The sequence below is a fragment of the Kitasatospora sp. NPDC101157 genome, from assembly GCF_044768255.1.
Taxonomy (GTDB): Bacteria; Actinomycetota; Actinomycetes; order Streptomycetales; family Streptomycetaceae; genus Kitasatospora.
On the sequence record NZ_JBIWPL010000038.1, the window covers coordinates 15,752 to 27,659 of the forward strand.

11 protein-coding genes are annotated in these 11,908 nt (G+C 70.7%); 9 read left to right on the top strand and 2 right to left on the bottom strand.

Annotated features, from left to right (window positions below):
* Genes ACIRVF_RS39785 through ACIRVF_RS39795 form a run of 3 tightly spaced genes read left to right on the top strand, consistent with a single transcriptional unit; the run spans position 1 to position 1,540 of the window.
* On the top strand, positions 1-327 hold the full coding sequence (locus tag ACIRVF_RS39785) for a cyclophilin-like fold protein (protein ID WP_402829371.1): 327 nt from the start codon (positions 1-3) through the stop codon (positions 325-327).
* Positions 327-1,094 (top strand): SDR family NAD(P)-dependent oxidoreductase, encoded by a 768-nt coding sequence (locus ACIRVF_RS39790; RefSeq protein ID WP_402829373.1) that lies wholly within the window; start codon positions 327-329, stop codon positions 1,092-1,094. The genes ACIRVF_RS39785 and ACIRVF_RS39790 overlap by 1 nt, the downstream gene beginning before the upstream one ends.
* 32 nt (positions 1,095-1,126) lie before the next feature.
* On the top strand, positions 1,127-1,540 hold the full coding sequence (locus ACIRVF_RS39795) for a cupin domain-containing protein (RefSeq protein WP_402829375.1): 414 nt from the start codon (positions 1,127-1,129) through the stop codon (positions 1,538-1,540).
* Between the two features lie 407 nt (positions 1,541-1,947).
* Here the strand turns inward: ACIRVF_RS39795 and ACIRVF_RS39800 are convergent, their stop codons facing one another.
* Positions 1,948-3,324, bottom strand: coding sequence for a GH1 family beta-glucosidase (locus ACIRVF_RS39800; protein ID WP_402829377.1), 1,377 nt, complete (start codon positions 3,322-3,324; stop codon positions 1,948-1,950).
* Positions 3,325-3,406: 82 nt separating this feature from the next.
* Positions 3,407-4,387: an ROK family protein gene (locus ACIRVF_RS39805; RefSeq protein WP_402829379.1), complete on the bottom strand. Its 981-nt coding sequence runs from the start codon at positions 4,385-4,387 to the stop codon at positions 3,407-3,409.
* Positions 4,388-4,691: 304 nt separating this feature from the next.
* Between ACIRVF_RS39805 and ACIRVF_RS39810 the strand changes: the two genes are divergently transcribed.
* From ACIRVF_RS39810 to ACIRVF_RS39835, 6 genes are all read left to right on the top strand, one after another.
* The gene (locus ACIRVF_RS39810; protein WP_402829381.1) at positions 4,692-6,008 is read left to right on the top strand and encodes an extracellular solute-binding protein; all 1,317 of its coding nucleotides are present in this window, start codon (positions 4,692-4,694) and stop codon (positions 6,006-6,008) included.
* A gap of 187 nt (positions 6,009-6,195) precedes the next feature.
* Positions 6,196-7,155, top strand: a complete 960-nt coding sequence (locus tag ACIRVF_RS39815) for a carbohydrate ABC transporter permease (RefSeq protein ID WP_402829383.1) — start codon at positions 6,196-6,198, stop codon at positions 7,153-7,155.
* Positions 7,152-8,021 carry a carbohydrate ABC transporter permease gene (locus ACIRVF_RS39820; RefSeq protein ID WP_402829385.1) on the top strand — a complete coding sequence of 290 codons (870 nt, stop codon included), beginning with the start codon at positions 7,152-7,154 and terminating at the stop codon, positions 8,019-8,021. The genes ACIRVF_RS39815 and ACIRVF_RS39820 overlap by 4 nt, the downstream gene beginning before the upstream one ends.
* Before the next feature lie 61 nt (positions 8,022-8,082).
* Positions 8,083-9,120, top strand: coding sequence for a LacI family DNA-binding transcriptional regulator (locus ACIRVF_RS39825; protein WP_402829387.1), 1,038 nt, complete (start codon positions 8,083-8,085; stop codon positions 9,118-9,120).
* Between the two features lie 95 nt (positions 9,121-9,215).
* The gene (gene manA, locus ACIRVF_RS39830; RefSeq protein WP_402829389.1) at positions 9,216-10,478 is read left to right on the top strand and encodes a mannose-6-phosphate isomerase, class I; all 1,263 of its coding nucleotides are present in this window, start codon (positions 9,216-9,218) and stop codon (positions 10,476-10,478) included.
* A 56-nt stretch (positions 10,479-10,534) separates the two neighbouring features.
* A complete protein-coding gene (locus ACIRVF_RS39835; protein WP_402829391.1) occupies positions 10,535-11,830 on the top strand; it encodes a cellulase family glycosylhydrolase in 1,296 nt (431 codons plus the stop codon).
* Positions 11,831-11,908 lie beyond the last annotated feature (78 nt).

Below are 11,908 nucleotides of genomic sequence, written 5' to 3' on the forward strand. Positions count from 1 at the left end.
GTGCTGCACGACAGCCCCGCCGCCCGCGACCTGGCTGCCATGCTCCCGCTGACCGTGGAGCTGGAGGACTTCCACGGCACCGAGCGCATCGGCTACCCGCCGCGCGAGGTCACCACTTCCGGCACGCCCGCGCCCGCCGCGGCGAGGGCGGGCGACATCGCCTATTACGCGCCCTGGGGCAACCTGGCCCTCTTCTACAGGGACGGCCCCGCCCCATCCCCGGACCTCCTGATCCTCGGGAGCCTCGACGCCGATCCCGACACGATCGCCCGCGCCCAAGAGATCACCATCCAGACCGCCCCCGAACCCGCTGCGAGCACTCCCTGATGAACCCCGTGTACGACTTCACCGGCCAGGTCGCCTTCGTCACCGGTGCCTCCTCCGGCATGGGTCTGGCCACCGCCCGTGCCTTCGCCGAGGCGGGCGCCGCCGTCGGCCTCGCCGACATCGACGAGAGCGCCGTCGACCGGGTGGCGAAGGAGCTCACCGACGCCGGCCACCAGGTCCTCGCCCTCGTCTGTGACGTCACCGACGAGCAGCAGGTCGCCGCCGCGGTCGACCGCACCGTCGCCACGTTCGGCCGCCTCGATGCGGCCTACAACAACGCCGGGATCATGCCCCCGCCCACCGACGCCGCCGATGAGGGCGCCGAGCAATTCGACCGGGTCACGGCCGTCAACCTGCGCGGTATCTGGGCGAGCATGAAGCACGAACTGCGCCACATGCGGGAACAGGGCAGCGGCGCGATCGTCAACTGCTCCTCGCTGGGCGGCCTGGTCGGCAACCCCGGCCGCGCCGCGTACCACGCCACCAAGCACGGAGTGCTCGGCCTGACCAAGAGCGCCGCCCTCGAATACGGGCCCCGCGGTGTGCGCGTCAACGCCGTCTGCCCCGGCACCATCGCCACCCCCATGGTCGACGCCATGGTCGAAGGCGGCGAACTGGACCGCGACCAGGCCGAGACCGGCCAGGCCATCGAGCGGCTGGGCACCGCCGAGGAGATCGCTCAGGCCGTGCTGTGGCTGTGCAGCGCCGGCTCGAGCTATGTCACCGGCGTCGCCCTGCCCGTCGACGGCGGGTACACCGCCCGGTAGCCCCTTCGCCCCCAGACACGAGAAGGACCGTCATGGAATTCGTCCAGCCCCAGCCCACCAGCAAAGCCCCCGCGGACTGGTTCACCGGCGACGTCTGGTGGGACGTCATCGCAGCCGGGCAGGAACCCTCCCGCCTGCGGGCCAACCTGGTGCGCTTCGCGCCTGGCGCCCGCACCCACTGGCACGTCCACGAGGTGGGCCAGACTCTGCACGTCCTCTCCGGGATCGCGTACGTGGGCACCCGCGACGGCCGGATCTTCGAGGCCCACCCGGGCGAGACCGTCGCCTGCCCGCCCGGCGAGGAGCATTGGCACGGAGCCGCCCCCGACCGCTTCATGGAGCACATCGCCATGTGGGAGGCAACCGCCGACGGCAGCCCCGAGACGATCTGGGCCGAACCCGTCACCGACCCGCAGTACAACGAGCCCCGCACCCGCCGGCCGTAGCCCGCCCTCCCGCACTGCGGGCAGGCGGTCACGGTCTGGGTGGCGGAATCGTGGGGCCGCCGAGGTCCGGGCCCGCCCCGACGTACCGGCCGCCGAGCGGAGACCGGCCCCGCCCCGGACAGCACCACCACCGAGGCCTGGCGCTGCCACGTGAGGGCCGGCCGCGACCCGGCTCCCGGCGGGGCAGGCGGTGCCGACCCGGTGGCAGTGGTCGTCGCGGCAGCCGCAGCGCAGGCCACGCGACCTCGGTCTTCGCCGGGATTCGGTGACCAGCGCATGGTGATCGCTTCGAAGGAGCGAGCGGCTCCTGCTCTTCCCGGCCTGCGCCCGAGAGGCGATCACCGTGCGACCAACGGCCCCGGAGATCGGCCTGTGACCTGTGCGTCTTCCATAGCCGCAGAAGGCGATCATCGCTTCAAGCCGTTGCTTCTGATGACCTCGCCGTACCAGTGCGCGCTGGACTTGGGCGTGCGCCGCTGGGTGGCGAAGTCGACGTGGACGAGGCCGAAACGCTTGGTGTGCCCCTCGGACCACTCGAAGTTGTCCATCAGCGACCAGAGCAGGTAGCCGCGGACGTCCACCCCCGACTGGATCGCTTCGTGCAGGGCCGTGAGGTGGTCGCGCAGGAACTCGATCCGGTCGGGATCGTGTACCCGGCCGTTGTCGTCGGGGATGTCGGCGTATGCCGCGCCGTTCTCGGTGATCCAGATGGGCAGGTCGGGGCGGGCGGACGCGATTCGCTCCAGTTGCCGACGCAGGCCGTCGGGATCGACGTCCCAGCCCATGGCGGTGGTGCGGAGTCCGGTCGGGTGGAACACGACGTCCTCGGCTCCGACCCAGGGCGATGGCCGGTGATCAACAGGGCCTGCGCCGACGGTGTGGGAGCTGTAGTAGTTGACACCGAGAAAGTCGATCGGGGTGCCGATCACGGCCTCGTCGCCCTCACGGAGGTGGCCGAGGCCGGCGATCGGTTCGATGTGCGCCAGGACGTCGGCCGGGTAGGCGCCGGTGACCACCGGTTCGAGGAGGAGCCGGTTCATCAGCAGGTCGATCCGCCGGGCCGCGTCCTGATCGGTCGGGTCGTCGCTCACCGCCTGTACGGGGTAGAAGTTGGGCGCCAGGCCGATTTCCCGGTGCCGCCCCTGCACCCGTAGTGCCCTCGCTGCCAGCCCGTGGCCCAGGAGCAGGTGGTGGGCGGCGCGCAGCGCGCCCGGCGGGTCCTGCGCTCCTGGGGCGTGCAGGCCGCTGGCGTACCCGAGGAAGGCGGCGCACCAGGGTTCGTTGACGGTGATGAACGTGTCCACCAGGTCGCCGAGGTGTTCACCGACCAGCTGGGCGTAGTCGGTGAAGCGCCAGGCGGTGTCCCGGGCGCGCCAGCCGCCGCGGTCCTCCAGCGCTTGTGGGAGGTCCCAGTGGTAGAGCGTGGCGACGGGCTGGATGCCGTTCTCGTGCAGCTCGTCGAGTAGCCGGCGGTAGAAGTCGAGCGCCTTCGGGTTGGCTCGGCCGCTGCCGTCGGGCTGCAGCCGGGCCCAGGAGAGCGAGAAGCGGTAGGCCTGGAGGCCGAGATCGGCCATCAGGGCGACGTCCTGCCCGTGGCGGTGGTAGTGGTCGCAGGCGGTGTCGCCGGTGGTGCCGTCGACGGTCGTGCCCGGTCTGTGGCTGAACACGTCCCAGATGGAGGATGTCCGGCCGTCCTCGGAGACGGCGCCCTCGATCTGGTAGGCGGAGGTGGCGGCGCCCCATCGGAACCCGTCGGGGAAGCGGAGGAAGGTCTGCTCGGACACGGACGTGACACCTCGGGAAACGGGGCACCGGGCCGGCGGATCCGCACCGGCCCGGATTGCCTCGACAGTGGGCTGGACGGGGTCAGTGAACGGGCAGTGCCGGGCGCGCGAGGGCTGCCGCGCCGACCAGGCCGGCGCCGGTGCCCAGGGCGGCGGGGAGGACAGCGGTTCGGGCCGTGAAGGGCAGGGTGGCGTAGTCGGCCAGGTGGCGGCGCAACGGCTGGAGGAGCAGGTCGCCGGAGGCGGCGACGCCGCCTCCGATGATCGCGGCTTCGATCTCCACCAGGGTGGCGACGGCGGCGATCCCGGCGGCGAGGGCGTGGGCGGCCCGGTCGTAGGCGTGCAGGGCGAGCGGGTCGCCCGAACAAGCGGCGGCCGCGACCGCTGCGGCGGAGCTGTCGCCATCGGGGGCCCGCCAACCGTTCTCGGCTGCGGTCCGGGCGATGGCGGTTCCGCTGGCGAGCCCCTCGACGCAGCCGCGTGAGCCGCAGGGACAGGGCCGGCCGGCATAGTCGATGCTGATGTGACCGAGGTGGCCGGCGTTCCCGGTGGGCCCGGTGTGGAGTCTCCCGTCGATGATCAGGCCCGCGCCGATTCCGGTGGAGACCACCAGGCACAGGGCGTTGCGGTACGGGCGTGCGGCGCCGAGCCAGTGCTCCGCCGCGGCCATCGCCACCGCGTCGCCTCCGAGTACCACCGGCAGGCCGTTGACGGCGGGGTGGCCGGCGACCGCAGTCCGTAGCGGAAACGCCCGCCAGGCGGGGATGTTGACCGGGCTGACGGTACCGTCCTCGATGTCCACCGGGCCGGCGCTGCCGACTCCGACAGCCCGCACGCCTCCCCACAGAGGGTGCCGGGCGAGGCCGTCCAGCACGTGTTCTACCGCAGCCAGCACCGTGCGGGCGTTCTCCCGGGGGGTGGGCTGCCGGATTTGGTGGAGGAGGGTCCCGTCCGCGTCGACCAGACCTCCCGCGATCTTCGTTCCGCCGATGTCCAGTGCCGCCAGAAGGGCACGCGCGGAGGTGGGGCGGCCGTCGACCGCGAGGGCCTTTTCGTAACTCATCGTGACTTCTCCGCTGATAGGACGGGGGGAGTGCCGACCTGCTTCGGGCATGTCGCCCCGGGGCGGTCCCGGTGATTCTCGCTGCGTTGGACAACGTTGTCCATGGAGTCGACAGGCCGAGGCCTTTTCGTCATCAGGTTAGGCAAACGTTTAGCAAATCGGACGGAGATCGTAAAAAACTGCCTGCATTTCAATGTTGATCGGTCTATGGACATGGCCCCGATATGACGTCTACGTTAAGCAGCCAACGACCGGGAGGCCGCTTCCCGGCGTTCATGACGATCAGCGCGAAGGATGAGCGAAGATGCGCAGAGGGTGGATGGCCGGCACGGCCGCTTCCATGATTTTGCTCACTGCCTGTAGCAGTGGCGGCGGCGGGACCGCGTCCTCCGCGGCGACCGTCAACTCCGATCCGGCCAAGGTGTCGGGTTCCATCACGGTCCTGACCAACCGGACCGACCAGCTGAACAAGGGGGTCCTCGCCGGGTATGCCGCCGAGTTCAACAAGACCTACCCGAACGTCAAGGTCAAGTTCGAGGGCATGACCGACTACGAGGGCGAAGTCAAGATCCGCATGAACACCGAGAACTACGGTGACGTGCTGCCGATCCCGTCCGACCTCTCGATCGCCCAACTCCCCAACTTCTTCGCCCCGTTGGGTGAGGCCGGAGACCTGTCGAAGCTGTACGACTGGATTGACTACGGCACCGTCGGCGGCAAGGTGTACGGCATCGCCAACTACGGCACCGTCACGGGCTTCGTCTACAACAAGGCGCTCTGGCAGCAGGCCGGCATCACCGAGTGGCCGAGGACCCCGCAGGAGTTCATCGAGGACCTGAAGGCCGTCAAGTCCAAGACCCAGGCGATCCCGTACTACACCAACTACCACGACGGCTGGCCGCTGAAGCAGTGGACCGACGCGATCGGCTCGCCGAGCTGCAACGAGGGCGCCAAGGACTCGATGGCCTCCACCGCGGCCCCGTGGACCAGCGGCAACGACATCCACACGATCGACAGCCTGCTGTACTCCGTCGTCCACGAGAAGCTGACCGAGCCCGACCCCACGACCACCAACTGGGAGAACTCCAAGACGCTTCTGGGCACCGGACAGGCGGCCACCATGTACCTCGGCTCCTGGTCCATCGCCCAGATGCAGGACGCCGCGAAGGCCGCCGGGAAGAACCCCGACGACATCGGCTACATGCCGTTCCCCTCCGCGACCGCGGAGGGCAAGCTCTGCACGGTCCTCCAGCCGGACTACAAGTACGGCATCAACAAGCACTCCAAGAACCAGGAGGCGGCCCGGGCCTGGCTGGACTGGTTCATCAACAAGTCCGGCAGCGCCCAGGCCGAACAGGGCATCTCCTCGGTCAAGGGCTCTCCGATGCCGACCGCGCTCAAGCCCTTCGCCGACAAGGGCGTCACCATGATCGGCCAGAAGCAGGAGAAGTCCGCCGCCGTCAAGAAGATCGACAAGGCCGCGGAGATCGACCTCGACGCCCCCGACTACCGGCAGAAGCTCGTCGACATCGCCCGCGGCGCCGGCGCCGGAGACCAGAACGGCTACTTCGCGGACCTGAACAAGAAGTGGTCCGAGGCACAGAAGACCGTGGCCGGCTGACGGCGCCGAAGGACTGCGGTGCGGCCGGGCGCACTGCCCTGACCTCCCGGCCGCACCGCGCCCACGGCCCCGACCCCCGTGTCCCGGCCGCTCGGCGGCGCGAGGAAGGGAACGGCCCCGCCTTCCGGACGGGCGGGGGGAGGGGGAGGCGGGCTCCCGGGTGTCGGGCTCAACGAAGGACAGGAAGATGACTGCACTGCAGAAGGACCGGAGCGCGAGCGTGACGCCGCCCTCCGGCGACCGGGCCGTACCGGCTGCGCCGGTCCGGCGCCGAAGGGCCGGCCGAACCCACTGGTGGTTCACACCCTGGCTCTACCTGCTGGTCCCACTGGCGCTTCTGGTGACCTTCACGTACCTGCCGATCCTCGACATGCTCGGCTACAGCGTCACCGACTGGGACGGCATCAGCCCCGAGCGGAACAACGTCGGGGTGGACAACTACACGGCGCTGTTCACGCGTCCGGAACTGTTCAAGGTCTTCCTGGTCAGCGGCGTGTACCTACTGGCCTCCTTCGTCCAGATCGCGCTCGCGCTCTACTTCGCCACCGTGCTCAGCTTCGACACCCGCTTCAGGAACCTCTTCAAGGGCATCCTGTTCTTTCCGTACCTGATCAACGGCGTCGCGATCGGTTTCGTGTTCCTCTACTTCTTCCAGCCCGGCGGCACGCTGGACACCGTGCTGCGCCTGCTGGGCGTCGGTGGACAGCACCTGTGGCTGGGGGATCCGGACCTCGTCAACAAGTCACTGGCGGGGGTGTCGGTCTGGCGGTACACGGGCCTGAACATGGTGCTGTTCCTCGGCGCGATCCAGTCCATCCCGCCCCACCTCTACGAGGCCGCGGCACTCGACGGTGCGAGCCGGTGGCAGCAGTTCCGCCACATCATCGCCCCCAGCATCAAACCGATCATCAGCCTCAGCGCGATCCTCGCGGTCTCCGGCTCGCTGGCCGTGTTCGAGATCCCGTACGTCATGACCGGCGGCTCCAACGGCAGCGAGACCTTCGTCATCCAGACCGTCAAGCTGGCCTTCAAGTTCGACAAGGTCGGCCTCGCCTCCGCCTGCGCCGTCGTGCTGCTGGCCCTGATCCTGCTCGTCACCTGGATCCAGCGCCGCCTGGTGCCGGAGGAGAGGGTTGAACTGTCGTGACCATTCCCGCCACCCCGGCCGCCCGCCGGTTCGCCCCGACCCCTCGGGCGTTCGCCGCCACGGTCGGCAAGTACACCTCCCTGGGACTCGCCGGCGCGATCGTGCTGATACCGCTCACCGTGGTGCTGTTCACCTCGCTCAAGAGCAGCAACGAGGCACTGACCACAGGCCCGCTCACCCCGCCGGGCGACTGGCTCAACCTCCACAACTACGCAACCGCCTTCCAGCAGGGCAAGATGCTGCAGGGCTTCGTCAACACCACGATCATCCTGGTGGTCTCCACCGCCGGCACCGTGCTGATCGGTTCGATGACCGCCTACGCCATCGACCGCTTCGAGTTCCGGCTCAAGAAGCTGGTGATGGCCCTCTTCCTGATCGCCACGCTCGTCCCGAGCGTGACCACCCAGGTCGCCACCTTCCAGATCGTCAACGACCTCGGGGCGTTCAACACCCGTTGGGCGCCGATCATGCTCTACCTGGGCACCGACATCGTGTCGATCTACATCTTCCTCCAGTTCATCCGCTCCATCCCGCTCTCGCTCGACGAGGCGGCCAGGCTCGACGGCGCCAACTCCTTCACCATCTACCGGCGGATCATCCTGCCGATGCTCAGACCAGCCATCGCCACCGTGGTGATCATCAAAGGCATCGCGGTCTACAACGACTTCTACATCCCCTTCCTGTACATGCCCTCGGCCGACCTGGGCACCATCTCCACCTCGCTGTTCCGCTTCAAGGGGCCGTTCGGCGCGCACTGGGAGACCATCTCGGCCGGAACCATCCTGGTCATCCTGCCGACCCTGATCGTGTTCCTCGCCCTGCAGCGCTTCATCTACGGCGGCTTCGCGGCAGGCTCCACGAAGTGATCCGTCCCTCCGGTGCCGCACCTGCGCCGCGTCACCGCCGAGCCGATGAGCGGAGCCGCAGTTGAGCGAGCGCACCACCATCAGGGACGTCGCCGAGCGCGCCGGGGTCTCGCCGGGGGCGGTGTCCCTCGCGCTCAACGACCGGCCAGGGGTGTCGGAACGCACCCGCGCGCGGATCCGCGCGGCCGCGACCGAACTCGGCTGGGCGCCCGGCCAGGCCGCCCGCAGCCCGGCCGGGGGCGGCGGCCGGGGAGACACCGTCGGTCTGGTACTCACCCGCCCGGCCCGCCAGCTCGGCCTGGAACCCTTCTACATGGAGTTCGTCTCCGGCATCCAGAGCGTGCTGGAGGAACGGTCGGCCACGCTTCTGCTGCGGCTGGTGCGCGACCACGCTCAGGAGAGCGCCGTCCATCACACCTGGTGGCGCGAGCGGCGGGTCTGCGGGTCAGTCCTGGTTGATCTGCTCGTCGAGGACGACCCTCGAATTCCCGCCCTGGCCCGGATCGGCATGCCCGTCGTCGCGGCCGGCCACCCCGAACTCACCGGCGGCTCGACAGCCTCCGTCTGGACGGACGACGCCGCCGCGGTCGAGGAGGTCGTGCGCTACCTCGCGCTGCTCGGCCACCGCCGGATCGCCCGCGTCGGCGGCGACCCACGGCTGGGACACTCCGCGATACGGGGGCGCGCACTGGAACAGGTCGCGGCCGAACTCGGCCTGGACGAGCCGCGCAGCCTGCCCACCGACTTTTCCGGCCAGGCCGGCGCCAGCGCCACTCGCGAACTGCTCGCCTCCGGAACCCGGCGGCCGACCGCGATCCTCTACGACAACGACATCATGGCCGTCGCGGGGCTCGCCGTCGCCGCCGAGTTCGCACTGACCGTCCCGGACGACCTGAGCCTGGTCGCCTGGGACGACTCCCAACTGTGCCGACTCACCCATCCCGCGCTCTCCGCGATGAGCCACGACGTCCACGGCTACGGCGCCCAGGTCGCCCGCTGCCTCTTCGCCCTGCTCGACCGCCGCGCCGCCGCCGCAGGCCCCGCCCCGACCCCCGTCCTCGTACCCCGCGGCACCACCGCACCCCCCGGCATGCCCTGACCACATGCCGCTCCAGACCCCGGTCCGCCCCCGACTCCTCCTGAGGGTGAGGAAGCCCGGGGGCGGACCGGACCACCTCAGACCGGAGCCCGCCCGTGACCCCGCCGCACCACCCCGCCCATCCGCTTCCAGCCGCAGGCCCGCTCTCCGCAGCCGACCTGCTCACCAACCGGATCAGGCCCTACCCGTGGGGCTCCACCACCGCCATCGCCCGACTCACCGGCCGCCGCCCGACCGGCGAACCCGAAGCCGAGCTCTGGATGGGCGCCCACCCCGACTCGCCGTCCACCCTGGACCGCGGCAACGGCCCCGAACCCCTCGACCAGGTCATCGCCCGCGACCCGCACCACGAACTCGGCCGACGGGTCGCGCAGCGCTACGGCGCCCGACTGCCGTTCCTGGTCAAGCTGCTCGCCGCCGAGCACGCCCTGTCGGTCCAGGTCCACCCCAGCGCAGACCAGGCCGAGGCCGGGTACGCAGCCGAGGAGGCCGCAGGCGTTCCACGGGACGCAGCCCACCGCATCTACCGCGACCGCCACCACAAGCCCGAACTGCTCTGCGCACTCGACGACTTCGACGCCCTCTGCGGCTTCCGCGACCCGGCCGCCACCGCCGCGCTGATGGCCTCCCTGGACGCGCCGGCCCTAGCGCCGTGGATCGCGACCCTGCGCAGTGCCGACCCCGCGACGGCCCTGCGTACCGTCCTGACCGAGGCGCTCGACGCCGACCGGGCCGGGGGCGAGGAGGCCGTCGCGGAACTCGCCCCCGCCCTGGAGCGCGCCGCCGGGACCCCCGGCCCGCACTCCGCCACCTTCGCCGCGTACGCCGCGGCTGGCCGGGACTACCCCGGTGATCCGGGACTGGTCGCCGCGCTGCTGCTCAACCACGTGCGACTGCGGCCCGGACAGGCGCTCTTCCTCGACGCCCGCGTCCCGCACGCCTACCTGCACGGGACCGGCGTGGAGATCATGGCCAACTCCGACAACGTCCTGCGCTGCGGTCTGACTCCCAAGCACGTCGACGTCCAGGCCCTCGCCACCGTCGTCGACTTCCGGCCTGGCCCACCGACCCTGGTTCCCCCGACCGGCGGCGTTGACGGTGAACTCCACTACCGGACACCGGCCGCCGAGTTCGCGCTCTCCCGGCTCGACCTCCTCGGCCGCGCCACCCTCGCCGCCGACGGCCCGCAGATCCTGCTCTGCACCGAGGGCAGCGCCGAACTCCATCGGTCCCCGGGGCGATCGCTCACCTTGCGCCGAGGGGACAGTGCCTTCCTTTCGGCCACCGGCGCTCAGGCGGAGCTGCGCGGGACCGCCACGCTCTACCGGGCCCGCGTCCCCGAGCACCCTGCCGTCTGACCGCACCACTGCCACCCGTCGGCGCCGCCAGGCGCCCACTTCGGAGGTCCCTTCCCGTGAACGCATTTCCCGGCACCACCGACCCCGCCCCCACCCGCCGATCGCTGCTCGGCGCCGCCTCCGCCACCCTGGCGCTGGCCGCCGTCCCGGCCCTGACCACGCCGGCCGCCGCCGAGCCCGCGCCGCTCGCCGGACCCGGCCGCCGAGACGCGGGCTTCGTCACCACCCACGGCGGTGAACTCCGCCTGGCGGCACAACGGTTCCGTTTCGGCGGCACCAACTGCTACTACCTGCACCAGCAGTCCCACTACATGATCGACGCGGTCCTCGACGACGCCGCCGTGATGGGCCTGGCCGTGGTCCGGGCCTGGGCGTTCGCCGACGGCTCCGGGCGCTCGTACCGCCCTCTGCAGCCCAAGCCCCACAGCTACGACGACGAGGCGCTCGACTCCCTCGACTACGCCGTCCACAAGGCCGGGCAGCTCGGGATCCGTCTCGTCCTGCCCCTGGTCAACAACTGGCCGGACTACGGCGGGATGCAGCAGTACGTCAACTGGTTCCTCGGCCTGCCCGACGACTCCTACGGCGACAGTGTCAACCACGACCGCTTCTACACCGACCCCGGGATCAAGGCCTGCTACCGGGCCTGGGCCAAGCACCTCGTCCAGCACCGCAACCGCTACACCGGCCTGCGCTACTGCGACGACCCCACCGTCATGGCCTTCGAACTCGCCAACGAACCGCGGTGCCGCAGCGACAAGAGCGGCGTCGCCCTGCTCGCCTGGGCCGCCGAGATGAGCGCCTACGTCAAGTCGCTCGCCCCCCGCCAACTGCTCGCCGTCGGCGACGAGGGCTTCTTCGGACGGCCCGGACACACCGACTACCCCTACTCGGACTACGAGGGCGTCCGGTGGAACGAACTGGTCGCCCTCCCCGCCGTCGACTACGGCACCGTCCACGTCTACCCGCAGAACTGGGGCGAGACCAGGGTCGGCAAGCCCGGCACCGACGCCACTTCCTGGGGCACCCGCTGGATCGAGGACCACCTCGCCGCCGGCCGAGCACTCGGGAAGCCGGTGGTGGTCGAGGAGTTCGGGCTCCAGATCGACGCAGCACGGGACATCCCCGACACCGCCGCCCGCGACGCCGCCTACACCGCCTGGACCGACGCCGTCCGCACCGGCGGCGGTGCGGGCGACCAGTTCTGGCTGCTCACCTCCCGGGTCGACGACGGTTCCTTCTACCCGGACTACGACGGCCACCGCATCATGTGGAACAACGACCCCGCCAACCCCACCCGCACCACCGCCCAGCTGTTCGCCGCCCACGCCAGGGCGATGGCCGCCGGCTGACCGGCCCCCACACCGCCCCCGCCGCCGCACCCGCCGTCCACCGCCCGACGGGCGCGGCAGCCTGCCGCCCGAGGACCG